At 61.0% G+C, this 18,745-nt stretch carries 16 protein-coding genes; 7 read left to right on the top strand and 9 right to left on the bottom strand.

What is annotated here, in order from left to right:
• Positions 1-73: 73 nt before the first annotated feature.
• Entirely contained in the window at positions 74-1,459 is a 1,386-nt protein-coding gene (gene radA, locus M4NBBH2_RS07785; protein ID WP_116270397.1) for a DNA repair protein RadA, read from the bottom strand.
• 94 nt (positions 1,460-1,553) lie between these two features.
• Positions 1,554-2,645, bottom strand: coding sequence for an alanine racemase (gene alr, locus M4NBBH2_RS07790; protein ID WP_116270398.1), 1,092 nt, complete (start codon positions 2,643-2,645; stop codon positions 1,554-1,556).
• Between the two features lie 346 nt (positions 2,646-2,991).
• Between alr and lplT the strand changes: the two genes are divergently transcribed.
• Positions 2,992-4,329 carry a lysophospholipid transporter LplT gene (lplT, locus tag M4NBBH2_RS07795; protein ID WP_116270399.1) on the top strand — a complete coding sequence of 446 codons (1,338 nt, stop codon included), beginning with the start codon at positions 2,992-2,994 and terminating at the stop codon, positions 4,327-4,329.
• A 73-nt stretch (positions 4,330-4,402) separates the two neighbouring features.
• Here lplT and M4NBBH2_RS07800 read toward each other — a convergent pair whose 3' ends face one another.
• The 4 genes from M4NBBH2_RS07800 to M4NBBH2_RS07815 all read right to left on the bottom strand — a co-directional run bounded on the left by M4NBBH2_RS07800 (position 4,403) and on the right by M4NBBH2_RS07815 (position 7,119).
• Positions 4,403-5,347 (bottom strand): uracil-DNA glycosylase, encoded by a 945-nt coding sequence (locus M4NBBH2_RS07800; protein WP_116270400.1) that lies wholly within the window; start codon positions 5,345-5,347, stop codon positions 4,403-4,405.
• Positions 5,340-5,795 carry a ribosomal protein S18-alanine N-acetyltransferase gene (gene rimI / locus M4NBBH2_RS07805; RefSeq protein ID WP_116270401.1) on the bottom strand — a complete coding sequence of 152 codons (456 nt, stop codon included), beginning with the start codon at positions 5,793-5,795 and terminating at the stop codon, positions 5,340-5,342. The genes M4NBBH2_RS07800 and rimI overlap by 8 nt, the downstream gene beginning before the upstream one ends.
• Positions 5,796-5,797: 2 nt before the next feature.
• Positions 5,798-6,523, bottom strand: a complete 726-nt coding sequence (gene tsaB / locus M4NBBH2_RS07810; RefSeq protein WP_116270402.1) for a tRNA (adenosine(37)-N6)-threonylcarbamoyltransferase complex dimerization subunit type 1 TsaB — start codon at positions 6,521-6,523, stop codon at positions 5,798-5,800.
• A gap of 161 nt (positions 6,524-6,684) precedes the next feature.
• A complete protein-coding gene (locus M4NBBH2_RS07815; protein ID WP_170135120.1) occupies positions 6,685-7,119 on the bottom strand; it encodes a hypothetical protein in 435 nt (144 codons plus the stop codon).
• Positions 7,120-7,411: 292 nt separating this feature from the next.
• Between M4NBBH2_RS07815 and ompR the strand changes: the two genes are divergently transcribed.
• Both ompR and M4NBBH2_RS07825 read left to right on the top strand, forming a co-directional pair.
• Entirely contained in the window at positions 7,412-8,140 is a 729-nt protein-coding gene (gene ompR, locus M4NBBH2_RS07820) for an osmolarity response regulator transcription factor OmpR (RefSeq protein ID WP_116270404.1), read from the top strand.
• 105 nt (positions 8,141-8,245) lie between these two features.
• Positions 8,246-9,670, top strand: coding sequence for an ATP-binding protein (locus tag M4NBBH2_RS07825; protein ID WP_116270405.1), 1,425 nt, complete (start codon positions 8,246-8,248; stop codon positions 9,668-9,670).
• On the opposite strand, the gene ispF is transcribed toward M4NBBH2_RS07825, so the two are convergent.
• Positions 9,652-10,149: a 2-C-methyl-D-erythritol 2,4-cyclodiphosphate synthase gene (ispF, locus tag M4NBBH2_RS12035; protein WP_022444287.1), complete on the bottom strand. Its 498-nt coding sequence runs from the start codon at positions 10,147-10,149 to the stop codon at positions 9,652-9,654. The genes M4NBBH2_RS07825 and ispF overlap by 19 nt on opposite strands.
• A gap of 33 nt (positions 10,150-10,182) precedes the next feature.
• The gene (gene ispD, locus M4NBBH2_RS12040) at positions 10,183-10,899 is read right to left on the bottom strand and encodes a 2-C-methyl-D-erythritol 4-phosphate cytidylyltransferase (RefSeq protein ID WP_160117864.1); all 717 of its coding nucleotides are present in this window, start codon (positions 10,897-10,899) and stop codon (positions 10,183-10,185) included.
• A 238-nt stretch (positions 10,900-11,137) separates the two neighbouring features.
• Between ispD and mfd the strand changes: the two genes are divergently transcribed.
• The 4 genes from mfd (at position 11,138) to M4NBBH2_RS07850 (ending at position 17,286) form a co-directional block, all read left to right on the top strand.
• On the top strand, positions 11,138-14,539 hold the full coding sequence (gene mfd / locus M4NBBH2_RS07835; RefSeq protein ID WP_441900336.1) for a transcription-repair coupling factor: 3,402 nt from the start codon (positions 11,138-11,140) through the stop codon (positions 14,537-14,539).
• Between the two features lie 57 nt (positions 14,540-14,596).
• Entirely contained in the window at positions 14,597-15,496 is a 900-nt protein-coding gene (gene serB / locus M4NBBH2_RS07840) for a phosphoserine phosphatase SerB (RefSeq protein WP_116270407.1), read from the top strand.
• A gap of 57 nt (positions 15,497-15,553) precedes the next feature.
• Positions 15,554-16,072, top strand: a complete 519-nt coding sequence (nikR, locus tag M4NBBH2_RS07845) for a nickel-responsive transcriptional regulator NikR (protein ID WP_116270408.1) — start codon at positions 15,554-15,556, stop codon at positions 16,070-16,072.
• 242 nt (positions 16,073-16,314) lie between these two features.
• Positions 16,315-17,286: an HlyD family secretion protein gene (locus tag M4NBBH2_RS07850; protein ID WP_116270409.1), complete on the top strand. Its 972-nt coding sequence runs from the start codon at positions 16,315-16,317 to the stop codon at positions 17,284-17,286.
• A gap of 67 nt (positions 17,287-17,353) precedes the next feature.
• Here M4NBBH2_RS07850 and rimO read toward each other — a convergent pair whose 3' ends face one another.
• A complete protein-coding gene (rimO, locus tag M4NBBH2_RS07855) occupies positions 17,354-18,709 on the bottom strand; it encodes a 30S ribosomal protein S12 methylthiotransferase RimO (protein WP_116270410.1) in 1,356 nt (451 codons plus the stop codon).
• Positions 18,710-18,745: the final 36 nt, after the last annotated feature.

The following is an 18,745-nucleotide window of genomic DNA, read 5'->3' on the forward strand; positions in this document are numbered from 1 at the left end:
TAATTTCCAGGCAATATGGGTTATTTGATGCGGGAAAGTATACCGATTCAGTCCGGGGCCGGTGAGGCGTTCTTTACTCCATCCCCTGCACCGCAGCGACCGCTTCCGAGAGCTTATCCACCGGGATCACCTCAAGCCCCTCAATCGGTTCTTTCGGCTTATTGGCGCGCGGGATGATGGCGCGTGAGAACCCGAGCTTCGCGGCCTCGCGGAGCCGCTCCTGGCCGCGCGGCGCGGGACGCACCTCGCCCGCGAGACCGATTTCACCGAACACCACGAGCCCCTTCGGGAGCGCCCGGTTACGGATCGAGGAAATGATGGCGAGCAGCACCGCGAGGTCAGTCGCCGGTTCCGAGATCTTCATGCCGCCCACGGCGTTCACAAAGACATCCTGATCAAAGCAGCTCACCCCGGCGTGACGGTGGAGGACCGCGAGGAGCATTGAAAGACGCTGCAGATCAAGGCCGACCGAAAGCCGCTTCGGGGTCGGCGAGTGTGAGTCATCCACCAGAGCCTGAATTTCGACGAGAAGCGGCCGTGTCCCCTCCTGCGTCACAAGAATCACGGAACCCGGGACACTCTCCCGGTATTCGGAAAGGAAAATCGCGGACGGGTTCGAGACACCGCGGAGGCCGTGGTCCGTCATACCGAAGACCCCAAGTTCATTCACGGCGCCGAAACGGTTTTTGAACGCGCGGATGAGGCGGAAGTTGGAGTGCGTATCGCCTTCAAAGTAAAGCACGGTGTCGACGATATGCTCGAGCACCCGGGGACCGGCAAGCGACCCTTCTTTCGTGACATGGCCGACAAAAACAAGCGTCGTGCCCGAGGTCTTCGCGAGACGCGTAAGCCGGGCCGCGCATTCGCGCACCTGGGAGACCGAGCCCGGCGCGGAATTGAGTTCAGAGGAGAAAATCGTCTGGATCGAGTCGATCACGACGAAGTCCGGTTTCTCCGCCACGATCACCTGTTCGATCGTCTCAAGCTGAATTTCACTCATCAGCCGGATCCCGTCAGGACGGAGCTCAAGACGCTTCGCGCGCATCGCGACCTGTCCCGCGCTTTCTTCACCGGATACATAGAGTGTTTTCATGCCGCGCCCGACGAGCCGCGCCGTGACCTGAAGGAGAAGCGTGGATTTCCCGATACCCGGATCACCGCCGATCAGAGATACGCCTCCGGGCACAAGTCCTCCGCCCATCACGCGGTCAAATTCGCGGAGCCCGGTCAGAATCCGCGGAAGGCCCTCTGCCTGAACGCTGGAGAGATCCTTCACTTCAGTCGACTCAATAATCGCCTGGCTGCGGTGGCGGTCAGAGCCATAGCGGGCGCTGACACCCTCCTCCACCTTATATTCGGAGAGTGTGTTCCAGGCGTGGCAGTTCGGGCATTGTCCCATCCATTTTGGGAAACTCTCCCCGCATTGGCTGCAAACATAAACCGTTTTTGACTTTGCCATTTCTGCCGCTCCGTAGACTGATCAGGGCCGGGATCCCTCGGATCCACAGCCCTGCGGTTGAAGCTTTTAGTTTACAGAAAGGAGGACACCTGAATCAGAGAGTCCCTTCTGTCTCCCGGACAGGAACGCGCGGCAGCACGCTGCAGATCAGCTCATACCCAATCGTGCCGACCGAACCCGCGATCTCGTTCACCGGAATATGCTGTCCCCAGAGTTCCACCCAGCTTCCGACATCCGCGTCCGGGAAATCGGTGATATCGATCGAAATCATGTCCATGCAGACACGCCCCGCCATCGGGACCTTTTTCCCTTCAACCCAGACCGGGGTGCCGTTCGGAGCGGATCTCGGGTAGCCATCCGCGTAGCCGCAGGCGACGATGCCGATCCGGCTCGGACGCGGCGCGATCCACTTGGAGCCGTAACCGACCGCCTCACCCTTCTCAATATGCTGGACCGCGATAATCTTCGCGCGGAGCGTCTGCGCCGGAATAATGTCGAGTGTTTTCTCGGACACCGTCGAATCCGGGCTCACGCCGTAAAGCGCGATGCCTGCGCGGACCGCGTTCCCTTTCACCTCAGGGTGGAAGAGCATGCCGGTCGTCGCAGCGAGACACGCCCCTTCGGGGTCGTTCGCGAGATCACCGAGCCGGTCCAGCTGCCGGCCGACTGTCGCCGGGCCGTTCTCTTTATAAGAAGGGTCACCGTTTGCGAAGTGCGTGAGAACGCCGTAGCTCGTCACCCCGGGAATCGCGTGAAGCCGGGTTCTGACCGCTTCCACTTCGGATGGCCGGAAGCCGAGACGGCTCATGCCGGTGTTCACGCCGATATAGCAGCCGAGGCGCAGCCCCTTGTGATGCTCCAGAATGGAAAGGAGCCGCTCCGAATGAACGATCACGTCAGCTCCTGCTTCCTGAATAGGCTCGAGGTCCTCTTCATCAAAGAACCCTTCAATCATCAGGATCCGTTTCTTCCAGCCGAGACGCCGCAGCTTCAGCGCGTCACCGATATCGAGGATCGCGAGACCGTCCGCCTCAGCGAACCCTTTCACAATATGCTCCAGTCCGTGACCGTAGCCGTTTGCCTTCACCACAGCCCAGAGGAACCGGCCGCGCGCCGCCTCCCGCATTTTCTGGCAGTTGTGGCGCAGTGCGTCCATATGAATGACAAGCTCTATGGGACGAGACATTTTCTAAACTTTCCTGATTTATTCTGATTCTGTAGATGAATGATCCCTGGCGGTCGTTCCCGCTTTTTTCCGCATAGCGGCGGAGCGCCGGAAGGAAACTGTCCGGAAACTTTACCACTATGGCCCGGCACCCGAGTTAACCCCCGGGATCGTTTAACCTGAGGCCTCCGTGCGATAAAGTGTAAGTTTCCGTTTTTCTTTTAGATTTCGGGACGGAAAACCGGTAGACTCCGGCACGGCTTTCTGAGACCGCGTCACAAATCCCGCCTTTCCGCTATATTTACCTAGGCGGTTCTGCTGCGTCATCTCTGAACTGCCCACTTTTCAAGGAATATAAGGGAGACAAATGAATCGCGGGTTTTACACGATCATGGCGGCGCAGTTTTTTTCAAGCCTCGCCGATAACGCTCTCCTCATCGCTGCCATCGCGCTGCTCTCCGAGCTCGCCGCCCCTGCCTGGATGACTCCGCTCCTGCGACTCTGCTTCACGCTGAGCTACATCATCTTTGCGGCGTATGTAGGAATTTTTGCGGACAGCATGCCGAAAGGCCGCGTCATGTTCCTCACGAACACGCTGAAAGCGGTGGGCTGTCTCTTTATGCTTTTCGGGGGCCACCCGCTTCTCGCCTACGCGATCGTCGGTCTTGGCGCCGCGGCTTACTCCCCCGCCAAATACGGCATCCTCACGGAACTCCTCCCCCCGGATAAACTCGTTGTGGCTAACGGCTGGATCGAAGGCCTCACGGTGATTTCGATCATTCTCGGCGTAGTGCTCGGCGGTGCCCTGATTCTTCCGGCTGTCGCGGATCCGGTGCTCGCCGCGGGCGTCCTCCAGACAATCGGCATTCATACAAGAGCCGGCGCCGCGATCTCGATCGTTTTCTTTATTTACCTCATTGCCGCGGCCTGCAATCTCTTTATTCCGGACACCGGCGTGCGGTACCCGAAAGCGGATTTCGAACCGATCAAAACGGTCTGCAATTTCCTCGGCTCCTGCAAAGCGCTTTGGACCGATAAGCTTGGACAGACGTCGCTTGCCGTCACCTCGATGTTCTGGGGCGCGGGCGCTGTGCTGCAGTTCCTAGTGCTCTCCTGGGCTGACACGAATTTCGGCCTCAATCTCTCACAGGCCTCCATTCTTCAGGCCGTGGTCTCTGTCGGCATCGCAATCGGCGCGGTCGGCGCCGCGACCTTTGTGCCGCTTAAGAAGTGCCTCAAGGTACTCCCGATGGGCGTTCTGATGGGGGTCGTCGTGGTCTTTGCCGCGCACTTCAACCGCGCGATGGCGCCTTCCGTCATCACGCTTCCGGGCGGTTTTGAAATCTCCTGGGCGATCATCATCGCGGGCTGCATCATGGTGCTTGTCGGCGCGCTTGCCGGCTTCTTCGTAGTGCCGATGAACGCCCTCCTTCAGAACCGCGGCTTTGTTCTGATGAGCGCGGGCCGCTCGATCGCCGTCCAGAACTTCAACGAAAATTCGTCGATGCTGATCATGCTTGGCATCTACTCGCTCATGATCAAGGGAGGCCTCACCTCCACCCGCATCATGGAGATCTTCGGCGCCTTTGTCGCGATCGGGATGATCATTGTGATCCTCACGCACCGCCGCAACGCGATCGGTCAGGATCTCTCCAGCATGATCGGAGAAGAAAGCCCGCATCTGCAGAACGGGAAAGAGAAGTAGAGCGGCGGATCGCTCCCCAAAAGCAAAGCCCGGTTGAAAAACCGGGCTTTTTTGATGGGCTCTGCGATGTGTGTCAGGCCGCTTCCGCTTCTTTCAGCGTCCGCTTCACAAAGAGCAGATCGTGCCAGCACTTTTCCTTATCCGCGAGGTTCCGGAGGAGGTACGAGGGGTGATACGTCACGATCACCGGAACCTTCTTCCCAGCGACCTCGATTTCGAAAAGCTTTCCGCGGAGACGGCTGATCGCCTGATCAGTGCCGAGAACCGCTGACGCCGCGGGGCGGCCCATCAGCACGAGAACCTTGGGGGCGAGGAGCTGAAGCTGCCGGTCAAGGAAATGGCGGCAGACCGCGACTTCCTCGGGCTTCGGATCGCGGTTATGCGGCGGACGGCATTTAAGCACGTTGATGATCGCGATGTCCTTCCCGCGCTGCAGCCCGACAGACTCCAGCGCCTTCGTGAGAAGCTGACCGCTCTTCCCGACAAAAGGCTTCCCCTGGAGATCTTCTTCCGCCCCCGGCGCTTCGCCGACCATCACGATCGGGCAGCCCGGAGCGCCGTCCGCGAACACGGTGCGGGTCCGCGTTTCACTGAGACCGCAGCCGTGGCAGTCAGGGAGAAGCGCCTTCAGCTGATCCCAGGTACCGTCTGTCACCTGGCTGAAGAACTTCACTGAATCCCAGCCGCTCGCAGCGTGATCAGGGAGAACCGCTGCCGGCATGGAAGACGACACGGTGGGAGACACCGCCTGCGCCGCACGGCGCGGCGCCTGAGTTATCGGGCTCGCGTGAACCGGCTGCGACGGAGCTGTCACCGAAGCCCGGGATACACGGGACACACGGGGTGCGGGTGCCACCGGGCGCGGCTGAGGCGTCGCTTCCGCAGCCGGAGCCGCGGGAGCCTCAATCGCCTTCGGCACGCCTCGGACCGGCACTGACGGATCCTCTTCTGCCCGGAGAATCCACTCAGGGCCAAGCCCCATCGCCTTCCAGATCGCGGATTGCCGTGCGTCAAGCATGGGTGAGCATTGCCTCCATAAAGAGCGCGTCTTCGCGTGTTCCGTCGCGGTTCGCGTAGTAATCCGAAATCACCCCGGCCTGGACAAACCCCGCCTTTTTATAAATATGGATCGCGTGATCGTTTGAAGACCGCACCTGAAGCACCACGCGGAAAGCGCCTTCACGGTTCGCCTCACTCATGAGATCAGCGAGAAGCGCGGTCCCGATTCCCTTCCCCTGAAATTCCGGGGCAACCGCGAGCGTGAAGATCTCGGCCTCACCCCGCAGCTGATGAAGGACGGCGTAACCAGCCACAGTCCCGGCGTCCTCCGCGACTCTCGCGTAGCACCCGGAGCGGAGGCACGCGGCGTAGGAACCCATATCCCAGGGCTCCGTAAAAACACGCTGTTCAATCGTTTCAATCGCGGGAAGATCCGCGGGCGTCATATTCCGAATCGCGGCTGCCATCGTCAGAGCCTCTTTCCCGCGGCGCGCTCTTCAATCGTGAGCGCCACATGGTTACGGACGTAAAGCGGAGCGGCGAGTTCCGGAATCACGGCGAGCCCCAATTTAAAGAGAATCGCGCCGAGCGCCGCGAGATCAAGCGCCGTGACTGTCGCATCCGGATTCAGCGTCACCCGGTCACCCAGCACCGCGAACGACTCCGGGAACGCGCGGACACCGCTTCCCGAGGCGAGCGCCACGCCGAAACTCTCGGCAAGCCCCGCGAGCTCATCCGGATTCACGAGTTCAGCCGGTACGAGTTCAGAGAGCCTCGCACCCTCTTCCGCCTTCTCGTACACCGCGCAGTACGCCTGATGCATCCGGGCGTCGAAAGCCGCGAGGATTCTCGTCCCGGCGGGTTTCCCGCTGAGTTCCTTCATCGCGAGTGCTTCAAGGTTACTCGCCGCGACAATCGGCTTCTCTTTTGCCCAGGCGAGCCCCTGCGCCACGCCGCACGCGACCCGAAGCCCGGTAAAGGCTCCCGGACCCGCTCCGAACACCACGGCGTCACAGTCTGAAAGCGAGACACCCGCTTCCCGCAGCACGGCGTCCACCTCTCCGATCAGGGACTCCGAATGCCCCGCTCCGGACTCATCAATTTTCTGGACCGAAAGACCTTCACCCGTCACCGCGGCGGAACTCACCGGCGTTGCGGTATCAAGCGCGAGGAGCGTTGGGATTTTTGCCGACATTCTCTGTTCTCTTACTGAATTCCAAATACGAAAAAAGCGGGACCGCGGCTATGAATCGCGAATCCCGCCTGTCAAGAGCGCATTTTAGCGCCTCGCCGGATCGGCTTCCGGGTTTTTCCGGCGGCTTCACTCCCGAAGCCCGCCAGAGGCACGGCCTCTTCTCAGCGGCCTCCGTCCAGCCGGGCGTTCTCACGCGCAGACCGGACATGCATAAATTCCTGATGCACCTGAATGATCTGATTTCTCATATGCATTCTTTCCATCGGCGACATCACCGGACGGGGATCCCCCGGCTCCATGGCACCGAGCCCCTTCGGGTCGATGCTGCACTCAAAGTGGCGCCGGAACTCTTCCCGGCTGATCGGGCGAAGCTTCTCGCGAAGCGCCCGTTTTTCCGCGTCATCCATCAGCATCCAGATGTGGCGGCGGTTTTCCTGCGTCATGACAGGCCAGAGATCGACGCGCTCCTGAACGGAGAGACTCTGCCACTCAGCGGGAGTGCAGGTGCGATTGCACATAGGACCATCCTGCGCGAACGCGGGGGAAGCCGCAGCGCAGCAGGTCGTCAGCAAAGCCAGCAGCAAAAATTTTCTCATAGCAGTCCGAATAAGGAAATAAGTGAGGAGGAGCTTCCGCAAGGAAGGCCCCGCTCCAGAAACCGGCCGCGGAGGCTCCTCCTTTCTTCAACACCTATATCCTATTTCGATTTTTCTTAAAAAGTGCTACAAAAAGGGAGTGAAATTCTTTCAGGGCGGGTTCTTTTGTTACAGCTTGTTTTGGAGAGCACAAAAAAATTTGTAACAGGCCAAAATGTAACAAACCAACCCGGAAGCAAAAACCGGGAAGCTTTTTTCTTTAGAGAAAGAATTCTATTACAAGGGGACAGACATGACGGCTGAACGCAAACCGAAAATTCTGGTGGTCGATGATGACCCGAGGCTGCGGGATCTACTGCGGCGCTATCTCGGTGAGAACGGGTTCAATGTCTTCGTGGCTGAAAACGGCCAGGCGATGAACCGGCTCTGGATGCGTGAGCGCTTTGACGCGCTGATTCTCGACCTGATGATGCCGGGTGAGGATGGTCTCGCGATCCTGAAGCGGATCCGCGCGTCCAAGGACACGACGCCTGTCATCATGCTCACGGCGCGAGGTGAAGATGTCGACCGTATCGTGGGGCTGGAGCTCGGGGCCGATGACTACATCCCGAAGCCCTTCAATCCGCGCGAACTCCTCGCCCGGGTGCACGCCGTGCTGCGCCGCCGTCCGACGCCTGAGACGCCGGGGGCGCCTTCAAGCGAAAACGAAATCGTGAAGTTCGGGAACTTTGAACTCGACCTCGGCACCCGGGTGCTCCGGAAGAACGGCGAACCGATTCCGCTCACGACGGGCGAATTCGCGGTGCTGAAGGCCTTTGCCCGCCACCCGCGTCAGCCGCTCTCGCGTGACAAGCTGATGGAAATGGCCCGCGGCCGCGAGTACGAGGCCTTTGACCGGAGTCTTGACGTCCAGGTCTCGCGTCTCCGCAAGCTGATTGAACCCGAACCGAGCAAGCCCCGCTACCTGCAGACGGTCTGGGGTCTCGGCTACGTCTTCATCCCGGACGGACATACGGTGTAAGGATCAGGTGCGTCACCGGATTCTCACCTGAAGTGCGGCAGAGGTTTCTCAGAAAGAAGCCAGCCGCGCTTTTCCCTTTTTTCCTCTTATCCCCAGGCTGCAATCATGGCTAAAAAAGAGGCGCCGGCCCCCGAAGGCGAACGTAATTCAAGCAACAGCATCTTCTGGCGCACGTTCCTGATGCTGATGGTCCTCATCGTGGTGTCGGTGCTGGGCGGCCTTCAGACGTACTGGACATTTAATGAAGAGTCGATCGCGCGGAGCATTTCCCAGCAGATCGTCTCGATGACGAATCTCACGCGCTACGCGCTGATTTCCGCGGACCCGGTCTACCGGCCGGACCTCCTCAATATTCTCGCGAGCGAAGAAGGACTGCGCATCGTGCCGAAGGAGGACAGCGATCACACGACGCCGCTTACCGACACGTCAACCGTGAGTCTCATCGAGCAGATGGTGCATGAGGGGCTTGGGCCGCACACGGTGCTCGCCTCCGAAGTGAACGGAGAAAAAGGCCTCTGGGTGTCGCTCTCGATTGACGGCGATCAGTACTGGCTGATGACGCGGAAAAAGCTCTTTGACCGCCCGAGCGGCACGTCCTGGCTCTGGTGGGGCATCATCGCCTTTATGCTCTCGACGCTCGGCGCCACGCTCCTCACGCGTCACACGGTGGAGCCGCTCGCGAATCTCTCGCGCGCCGCGAAGGCGCTGGGCCGCGGGCAGACGCCTGAAGAGCTCCCGGACACCGGCCCGACCGAAATCCGTGAGGTGAACAAATCCTTCAACATCATGGTGAAGGACCTCTCCCGCATGGAGGAGGACCGGGAACTGCTGCTCGCCGGCGTGAGCCACGACCTTCGCACCCCGATCACGCGGCTCCGGCTGGAGGTCGAACTCGCGGATCTCCCCGAAGACTCCCGGAACGCCATGGTCCAGGATATGGAGCAGATGGAAAACATCGTGAACCAGTTCCTCGGCTACGCGCGGCGCTCGAATACGCCGCTCGAACTCGTGAATCTCGGTGAAGTGGTGGCTTCCGCGATCGGCGCGAGCCGCATGCAGGAAGACCCCTCGGTGTCGCTTGACAGCGTGATCCGGAAGGATGTCTACATCATGGCGCACCCGGCTGAAATCGCGCGTGTCGTGCAGAATCTCCTCGTCAACGCGAGCAAGTACGGGCGCGACCCTGATGGGAAACTTGAGATCTTCGTGAATACCGGGATGCAGGGCGGACGGGCAATTCTCTCCGTCGCGGACCGCGGCGAAGGGATTCCGGAAGCGGAGATGGAACGCGTGCTCCGGCCGTTTGAGCGGGGCGAACGGGCCCGAACCGGGTCTACCGGCTCAGGCCTCGGTCTCGCGATTGTGGACCGCATCGCGCGTCGCAGCGATGGTCAGGTGAAGCTTCACACAAATAACCCGAAGGGTCTTGTCGTGGAAATCCGCTTCCCCCTCGCCTCGCCTCCGAAAGCGCCGAAGGGACGGGATGAAGCGGACCTGTCAGCAAAAGGCGATCAGAAGATTTCCGCCTGAAGGCTCGGCTCAAGAAGGACAGCGGCGGTCGCTTCGATCGCCTGTCCTTCGCCCACTTCGCCCATGCCTTCCTTCGTCTTCGCCTTGACGTTCACGTCCTGCTCGGCGACACCGAGAATCCGCGCGAGCTGAGTGCGGATCTTTTTCTTCCACTCGCCGAGCTTCGGTTCTTCAGCGTAAATCGTCGTATCCACGTTCACGATTTCCCAGCCCGCGTCGCGGACTTCGCCCACCACGATCTGAAGGAGACGGCGGCTGTCCGCGTCCTTCCAGCGTTCGTCTGACGGCGGGAAACGCTCTCCGATATCGCCGCGGCCCGCGGCGCCAAGGATCGCATCCGTAATGGCGTGCAGCAGCACATCGGCGTCCGAGTGCCCGAGAAGTCCCTTTTCGTAAGGGATCAGAATGCCGCCGAGATAAAGCTTCCGGCCGGGCACCAGGCGGTGAATGTCGTAGCCTTCCCCAATATGAAATGCCATCTGTATCTTTCTCCAGTCTCCCCTATTGGGGCGTTACGGGTGTTTGCGGAGCCGGCTTTCGGCGATCGCTTCCGCGATCAGCGCGTCATCCGGCGTCGTGATTTTAAAGTTTAGCGTGCTGCCCGGAACAACGGAAACCGGGTGTCCGGTGCGCTCCATCGCGGAGGATTCGTCCGTCACCCCTTCGGTCCCGCGTCTGAGCGCGGAAAGGAGCTCCGAGAGCCTGAACGCCTGAGGTGTTGCCGCGCGCCAGAGCGATTTGCGGTCACGGGTCGCGAGAATCCGGCGGTCGGGTGACGCTTCCTTCACGGTGTCCGCCATCGGCATCGCGAGGATCGCGCCGTGCCCTGCTGACAGCACCTCATCCCGGAGTTTCCGGATATCCGCGGGATCCACAAAGGGACGCGCCGCGTCATGCACCATGACCCAGTCCGAGCCGGACGCCGGGAAAACGGCGCCGCCTGAGAGTGTTTCGAGGCCGTTCACTACGGTGTCCGCGCGGGTTTCGCCGCCGCGTCGGACAACGCTCACGCCCTCAGGGAACGTTTCCTCATCGATCCACGCGTCCGTCTCTGACACCACAACGAGGATCCCGGAAAAGATGCCTGAATCGTGAAGCGCCCGGACCGTGAGAGAAAGGACCGTTTCACCCGCGAGCCTCAGATACTGCTTCGGAACGGCGAGCCCCATGCGGCGCCCGACGCCGGAGGCCGGCACCAGAGCATAAAAACGGCTTTCTTCCTCTTTCACTCCACTCTTCCTTTCAGTCACGCTGGCGTTTGGCCCGGGCGACGCGCTTCCCCTCGAAACACAGGGATCGAACCGCAGCCCGAGTCTTTCTATAATCTTCAGGAATTGTAGCGATCCGGCACCGTTCGCCCAGACCGTAATTTCCCGTCCTTCAGAATTTTTCTTCATGACGAAAACACGTTTCCCCGGCCTCCTTGGCGACAGTCTCTTTGATAAACACCCGACGCTCAGCCGCACGATGACGCTCCCCGCGGGGGCGCCTGACAGTGTCGCGATCGCGGAGGCCGCGCGGGAATGCGCGGAACAGGGCTCAATCCTCGTCGTGATCGCGGCGAACGCCTCTGACGTGATCCGGCTGGAGCAGGAAGTGGCGTGGGTCGATCCCTCGCTCTCCGTCCGGACGTTCCCCGACTGGGAAACGCTCCCTTACGACCTCCTCTCCCCGCATGAGGATCTGATATCGGAGCGGCTGGAAACGCTTTACCGGCTTTCATCCCGCGTCCCCGGCAGACGGTCTGACTCCGGGACCGCGATTGACCTGCTGCTTCTTTCCGCCTCAACCGCCGCGCTCCGGATCGCGCCGACCTCCTTCATTTCCGCGACCACGTTCTTCTTCCGCCGGGGCGACATCCTTTCCACCACGGATCTGAAGCACCGGCTGATTCTCGCCGGCTACTCAAACGTTTCCCAGGTGATGGGCCCGGGCGAATTCTGTGTCCGCGGCGAAATCGTCGATATCTACCCGATGGGCGCTCCGAACCCCTACCGGATCGGACTCTTCGATGACGAGATCGAAACGATCCGGGTGTTTGACGAAAACACGCAGCATACGACGGGGGACGCGGAAAGCATCCGTATCCTCCCCGGGCGCGAGTTCCCGATCGATGAGGCGGGCGCCCTCACGTTCCGCAAAAACTGGCAGACCGCCTTCCCGAAGGCCGGCACCCGGTCGTCTGTCTATAAGGACATCGCGAACCACGTCCCGAGCCCGGGGAGCGAATACTATCTGCCGCTTTTCTTTGATGAGACGGCAACGATTTTTGATTACGTGGGAGAGGACGCCCGGTTTTTCCTCACGGGAGACGTGAACGCGGAGCTTGAGCGGTTCTATCACGAGACCGAGGGGCGGTACGAATTCCTCTCGCACGACGCCGAGCATCCGGCGCTGCCTCCTGAGCAGCTCTTCCTGTCGCCTGAAGCGTTCTTCAAGGCACTCAGCCCCTTTGCCCGCTGGAAACTAGTGACATCGGGAGACGGCACCCCCGTGTTCCCCGATCTCTCGGTTGACCGGAGAGCGAAGGATCCGCTTGAGCATCTGAAGGCGTACCGCGCGAGGACGCAGACCGAGAAGCGGAGGCTCCTCATTTCGGCGTCATCCGCCGGCCGCGAAGAGACGATTCTCGAACTCTTCCGCGAGTATGGGCTCGCCCCGGACCGGACCTCGGGGTTCAGCGCGTTTATTGACTCCGACTCCCCGTTCTCGATCACCAACGGGCCGCTTTATGACGGCTTCGTGATGGATCAGCCGAAGATCGCGGTGGTGACAGAGACCGAGCTCTATAAGGCGAACCCGCGCCGCAACGTCAGGCGGCGCGACCGGAAGACAAACGTCGACTCCATGATCCGGGATCTCTCGGAACTCCGGATCGGGGACCCCGTGGTCCACGTGGAGCATGGCATCGGGCGCTATCAGGGGCTGATTACGCTGGATACCCAGGACGGACCCGCCGAGTGCCTTCAGATTGATTACGCGGACAGCGCGAAACTCTATGTTCCGGTGTCGCAGCTCCATCTGATTTCCCGCTACTCCGGGTCTGACCGTGACCACGCGCCGCTTCACCACCTCGGGAAGGGCGAGTGGGAAAAGGCGAAACGGAAAGCCTCCCAGCAGGTGCGGGACACCGCGGCGGAGCTTCTTCACCTCTACGCGCTCCGGGAAAACCGCCCCGGAATGGTCTTCAAGGTGTCACCGACCGACTACGAAGCGTTCGCGGAAGGCTTCCCCTTTGAAGAAACCCCCGATCAGCAGGCGGCGATTGACGCGGTGCTCGACGACATGCAGAAAGGGAAACCGATGGATCGCCTCGTCTGCGGCGACGTCGGGTTCGGGAAAACCGAAGTCGCGCTCCGGGCCGCCTTCATCGCGGTGATGGGGGGACGCCAGGTCGCGGTGCTCTGCCCCACGACGCTGCTCGCGGAGCAGCATGCGCAGACGTTCCGTGACCGGTTCGCAGCGTGGCCTGTCCGTATCGCGGAGCTCTCCCGCTTCCGAAGCGGGAAGGAAACCGCGGCGGCTCTCGCCGGACTCGAAGCGGGTTCGGTCGATATCGTGATCGGCACGCATAAGCTCCTCTCAGACACCGTGAAATTCAAGAACCTCGGGCTCGTCATCATTGATGAGGAGCACCGGTTCGGCGTGCGGCAGAAAGAGAAACTGAAGTCGCTTCGTGCCGAGGTCGACGTTCTCACGCTCACCGCGACCCCGATTCCCCGCACGATGTCGATGTCGCTTGAAGGCGTGCGGGACTTCTCCGTGATCGCGACGGCGCCCGAGCGGCGGCTGGCCGTGAAGACCTTTGTGCGGCCGGAAAGCAACGCGCTGATCCGGGAAGCCATTCTCCGAGAGCTGAAGCGCGGGGGCCAGGTCTACTTCCTCCATAACGATGTCGACACGATCCAGACGCGCTACGAGCGGCTGCTTGAGCTTGTCCCCGAGGCCCGCATCGCGGTCGCCCACGGTCAGATGCCGGAACACGCGCTGGAGCGCGTGATGCGCGAGTTCTATCAGCAGCACTACAACGTCCTTCTCTGTACGACGATTATTGAGACCGGGATCGATATTCCGACCGCGAACACGATCATCATTCACCGGGCGGATAAGTTCGGTCTCGCGCAGCTTCATCAGCTGCGGGGCCGCGTTGGCCGCAGCCACCACCAGGCCTACGCCTACCTCCTCACGCCGCCCGAGGCCTCCATCACGAAGAACGCCGAGAAGCGGCTTGAAGCGCTCCAGAATCTCGAGGATCTCGGAAGCGGCTTCTACCTCGCGATGCATGACCTGGAGATCCGCGGCGCGGGTGAAGTGCTCGGCGAACGGCAGTCGGGCGAGATCGCGAACGTGGGCTTCGACCTCTATAACCAAATGCTGAAGGAAGCGGTCCGGGCGCTGAAGCGCGGTGAAACCCCGGATGTCGAGCATCCGTTCGCATCCGTCGCGGAAATCAATCTCCACGCGCCGGCGCTCCTTCCGTCCGACTACGTGCCGGACGTGAACCAGAGGCTCGGGTTCTATAAGGAACTCGCCGCGGCCGAAACCCCGGACGCGATCGACGCCGTGGTCGAGAACCTCGCTGACCGCTATGGCGAGATTCCGCCTCAGGCAAAGACCCTGATCGATGAGCACCGGATCCGGCTCCTCTGCGAGAAGCTCGGAATCCGCAAAGTGGACGCGTCTGAAAAGGTGATCTATCTCACAGTCGCCGATAAGCCGAAATTTGAGCCGCTTAAATTCATCGACCTCATGCAGAGCCGGCGCGATATGCGGATGACGGGCCCGAACCGGGTCCAGATCGCGCAGTCAACAGGGAATGTTGAGTCACGGATTGCGGCGGTCAAGGGAATTCTGGGTAAACTTGAGTAAATTTACCTAATCCCAAAAACCTTAAGGCACCCCCGTGCGAAGGAGTCTAGCGTGACGATGACGCCGCTTTCTTACGATCTCGTGATTCAGGGAAAGGATCTTTCCCGCAGCAATCTTCCGGCTGATGCGGCGGGTCTCGCCGGCTTCATCGCTGAAATCGCACCGGGGGCCGTGAGGCTGGAGTCCGTGAACCCGCTCACCGCTGAACCCGTGATCGGAAGGCTGCAGGAAGCGGGGCTCGACGCCGCGATGGTGCGGCACGGCCTGAAACTCACGGAATTCCGCCTCCTCGCGAGTGACCTCGACAGCACGCTGGTCGCGATTGAAACGCTCGACACGGTGGCGAAAAACGCGGGTTACGGTGACACAGTCGCACAGGTGACCGAAGCCGCCATGCGGGGCGATATCAAGGATTACGCCGAGAGCCTCAGACTCCGGATCGCAGCGGTGAAGGGGTGCCCCGTGAAGGCGTTCACAGATTTCGCGGAAACGATGCCCTACAGCCTCGGCGCGGAACGCTGGGTAAAGAGCTGCCGCGCGGCGGGGCTCGAGTGCCACATCGTGACGGGTGGTTTTGATGAAGTCGCGGCCGCGGCCGCAGTGAAGCTCGGCGCGAACGGCTTCCACTGCAATAAGCTCGGGATCCGGGACGGAGTGCTGGACGGCACCGTGACGGGCCCTGAAGAAAACGGCGGGAAGATTGTGGATTCGGACGGCAAGCGTCACATTGTGGAGCAGCTCGCGGCGGAGCGCGGCATCCCGGCCTGTGACGTGATCACGATGGGCGACGGCTGGAACGACGTGAAGATGCTGGAATACGCGGGACTCGGCATCGCGTACCACGCGAAGCCCCGGGTCCGCGCCCTCATTCCGCATCAGATCAACAGCCTCGGACTTGACTCGGCACTTAACTGGTTTGCGGACGGTCCGTATTGGGCCGAGCGCGCCGGGGTCTAAAATCCTATCCAAACGCAGCCCGAACGCGTCCCTGACAGAAGAAGAGGCAGAACACCTATGAAGCGCTTCACGATTTCGCTTGATGACGATCTTGCGGTCCAGCTCGACCGCCTGATGAAGGAACGGAATTACAGCAACCGCTCTGAAGTCTTCCGGGATATTCTCCGCGACATCATCGCGAAAGAGGATCTGACGCGGGGGGATGCCGAGGCGCTCGCCGTGGTGAGCTACAGCTTCAACCACCATAAGCGGCAGCTCACCGAGCGGATGAATGAAATCCAGCACGCGAATATCGGACTTGTTGTCACCGCGATGCATGTCCACGTGTCGCACGAGGTGTGCTCCGAAACCATCATTCTCCGGGGACCGGTGTCCGAGATTCAGAGTCTCGCGCTCTCGATTGTCTCAGCGCCCGGTGTCCACTACGGCAAGATCAATCTGATTCCGGTAGTGCCGGATGAAGGGGATCATGACCATCCGCATGAACATGAGCATGACCACGGGCACAGCCATGATCACACGGACGAACACGCCCACGCGCTCCCGCACACACATCCCCATACGCACGAAGACTGAGCGTCATCCCGATCCGGCGGCACCGCGCTCCCCCCGTGCCGCCCGGCCACAATCATTTACCGATCTTCCGGCTCTGCATCACACTTCCGCCGTTCCGCCGATGCAAAGAGTGATGTTTCATCCCTACAATAGGGAAAGACAGCCGTCAGTGGTTTCTGAAGCGCTGGGTTCAGAGGTTTCCTTCTGACAGACTGTCCATCCTTTCCCGCGGAACCGGAATTCCGATCCGCGATCTGTCGCTTATGGCTGAAGAAAAAAAAGAAGATCAGGGCAGCAACACGCTTGTCATCGTCCTCTCCGTGCTCCTCGCGATCCTCGTGATCGGATTCGCGGGCTGGGGGGCGTGGCTCTGGACGCACCCGAGGCTCCCGCCGCTTGAAGGCAAAATCACCGCGGCGTCGATCGACGTCGGAAGCAAAATTCCCGGCCGCATCCGTCAGATCCTCGTGAAGGAAGGTGACCGTGTGGGGCTTGGAGACCGGATCGCTATCGTAACGATCCCGGACGCCGAAGTCCGGGCCCGCGCCGAAACGGCCTCTCCGATGCGGCATGAAAGGGGAAGCCTCAAAGACGAAACGATCCTCGGCACAAGCGATATGTCAGACGCCCGCACGGCGTACGAAGCCGCGATCGCCGCGGAACGCGCTGAGGAAAAGAATTTTGCCCGGGTGTCCGGTCTTTACCGCCAGGGGCTCGTCCCCGAGCAGCGGCTGGAAGAGGAACGCGCGGCTCTCGACTCCGCGCGCGAAGCGGAGCGCGCCGCGAAAGAAGCATTCATCCTCGGGAATCAGGGAGCAACCCCTGCCGCAGCGTCACCCGCAGCGGGCAATAAGGGAAAGAGCACGGCTTCAAAAAACGACGCCGTGATCCGGAGCCCGATGAATGGGGAAATCTCCCACATTTTCCTTGGAACAGGCGACGCCGCGCCGAGCGGCTTCCCGATCGCTACGATCGCGGATCTCTCCTCCCCCTGGGCCGCGTTTTCGGCTCCCGCGAGCGAAGCGGCCGGCCTTAAAGAGGGGGACGTGATTCATATCCGGATTCCGGCGATCGGAGGCCCCGCGCACGAATTCCGGATTGAGACGATCCGCGAGCGGCGAAACGCGAAGGGCGGTGACGCGGAACCGATTGAGGAAATCCGGGCGCGGCCCCTGAAACCGATCCCGGGGCTTCAGCCCGGGATGTCCGCACTTTTCGAGCGCCGCTCCTCATAAAACAAAACCGCTTCAGTGAGTCAATCTGAAGCGGTTTTTCTATCCGGCGGTGAGAAAATCCGGCCGGTTATTCTTCCACCTGGAGCGCCACAAGGTCATGCTCCTCGGTACGGACAATCTTCGCCCGCACGAATTCGCCAGGCTTCACCGGGCGGGTCACCGTGACGTAAACAACACCATCCACCTCGGGAGCTTCGTGAGCCGTGCGGCCGACCGCGACGCCGTCCTCATCCTCAGGTTCGTCAATCAGAACCGTCTCAACGTTCCCGATGCGGCGCTTCAGCTTCGCCGCGGACACCTCGGCCTGCACTTCCATGAAGCGGCGGCGACGGTCTTCCTTCACGTCATCCGGCACAGCGTCCGGGAAGTCGTTTGCCTTCGCGCCGTCAACCGGCGAATACGTGAAGCAGCCGACACGGTCAAGCTCCGCCTCGCGGATAAAGTCGAGGAGGTGCTGGAACTCCTCCTCGGTCTCCCCCGGGAAACCGACCACGAAGGACGAACGGATCGTGAGATCCGGGCAGATCTCGCGCCACTTGCGGATCCGCTCAAGCGTCTTCTCGGCGTGCGCCGGGCGCGCCATGCGGCGGAGCACGTCAGGATCCGCGTGCTGGAGCGGAATATCGAGGTACGGGAGGATCTTCCCCTCAGCCATCAGCGGAATAATGCGGTCCACCATCGGGTACGGGTACACGTAGTGGAGGCGGATCCAGAGACCGAGACGGCCAAGCTCAACGCAGAGGTCCTCAAGACGCGTATGCACGGGGCGGCCGCCCGCGAACGCGAGCTTATAGCCGAGGTCGGAACCGTAGGCCGACGTGTCCTCCGCGATCACCATGATTTCCTTCACGCCGTCTTCCTTCAGGCTCCAGGCTTCGCGCATGATGGAGTCCATCGAGCGGGAGTGAAGCTTGCCGCGGAGCTGCGGAATGATGCAGAACGTGCAGTGATTGTTGCAGCCCTCTGAAATCTTGAGGTAGGCGTAGTGCTGCGGGGTCAGACGGACACCGCCGCCCGGAACGAGATCGAGGTACGGGGCGTGAGGAGCCGGGAGGTGCTGATGCACGAGCTTCACCACGTCCTTCTCTTCCTCCGGTCCCAGAACGCCGAGCACTGCCGGGTTCCGCTTCATCACGAAATTCGTGCCGTCCGCGTCCTTTTTCCCGCCGAGGCACCCCATCACGATCACGCGGCCGTTTTCACGGGTCGCTTCGGCGATCGCGCCGAGACTCTCCTCAATCGCCTCGTTGATGAACCCGCAGGTATTCACGATCACGAGATCCGAATCCCGGTAGTTATCGACGATCGAATAGCCTTCGCTCCGGAGCTCCGTAATGACGCGCTCAGAGTCGACGAGCGCCTTGGCGCAGCCGAGGGACACAAAACCGATCGTCGGAATCCGACGGGGCGTTTCGTTCAGCATGGAAGAAGATTTCCTTTTGATTTCAGTCTTTAAGTA

This window comes from Mesosutterella multiformis, from assembly GCF_003402575.1.
Taxonomy (GTDB): Bacteria; Pseudomonadota; Gammaproteobacteria; order Burkholderiales; family Burkholderiaceae_F; genus Mesosutterella; species Mesosutterella multiformis.

Coding starts and splice junctions, on each gene's coding strand:
- ompR (WP_116270404.1), top strand. CDS start 7,412: ATGACGGCTGAACGCAAACCGAAAATTCTGGTGGTCGATGATGACCCG.
- rimI (WP_116270401.1), bottom strand. CDS start 5,795: ATGGCAGCCGCGATTCGGAATATGACGCCCGCGGATCTTCCCGCGATT.
- lplT (WP_116270399.1), top strand. CDS start 2,992: ATGAATCGCGGGTTTTACACGATCATGGCGGCGCAGTTTTTTTCAAGC.
- M4NBBH2_RS07800 (WP_116270400.1), bottom strand. CDS start 5,347: ATGCTTGACGCACGGCAATCCGCGATCTGGAAGGCGATGGGGCTTGGC.
- M4NBBH2_RS07825 (WP_116270405.1), top strand. CDS start 8,246: ATGGCTAAAAAAGAGGCGCCGGCCCCCGAAGGCGAACGTAATTCAAGC.
- rimO (WP_116270410.1), bottom strand. CDS start 18,709: ATGCTGAACGAAACGCCCCGTCGGATTCCGACGATCGGTTTTGTGTCC.
- M4NBBH2_RS07815 (WP_170135120.1), bottom strand. CDS start 7,119: ATGAGAAAATTTTTGCTGCTGGCTTTGCTGACGACCTGCTGCGCTGCG.
- nikR (WP_116270408.1), top strand. CDS start 15,554: ATGAAGCGCTTCACGATTTCGCTTGATGACGATCTTGCGGTCCAGCTC.
- alr (WP_116270398.1), bottom strand. CDS start 2,645: ATGTCTCGTCCCATAGAGCTTGTCATTCATATGGACGCACTGCGCCAC.
- ispF (WP_022444287.1), bottom strand. CDS start 10,149: ATGGCATTTCATATTGGGGAAGGCTACGACATTCACCGCCTGGTGCCC.
- M4NBBH2_RS07850 (WP_116270409.1), top strand. CDS start 16,315: ATGGCTGAAGAAAAAAAAGAAGATCAGGGCAGCAACACGCTTGTCATC.
- tsaB (WP_116270402.1), bottom strand. CDS start 6,523: ATGTCGGCAAAAATCCCAACGCTCCTCGCGCTTGATACCGCAACGCCG.
- mfd (WP_441900336.1), top strand. CDS start 11,138: ATGACGCTCCCCGCGGGGGCGCCTGACAGTGTCGCGATCGCGGAGGCC.
- serB (WP_116270407.1), top strand. CDS start 14,597: ATGACGCCGCTTTCTTACGATCTCGTGATTCAGGGAAAGGATCTTTCC.
- radA (WP_116270397.1), bottom strand. CDS start 1,459: ATGGCAAAGTCAAAAACGGTTTATGTTTGCAGCCAATGCGGGGAGAGT.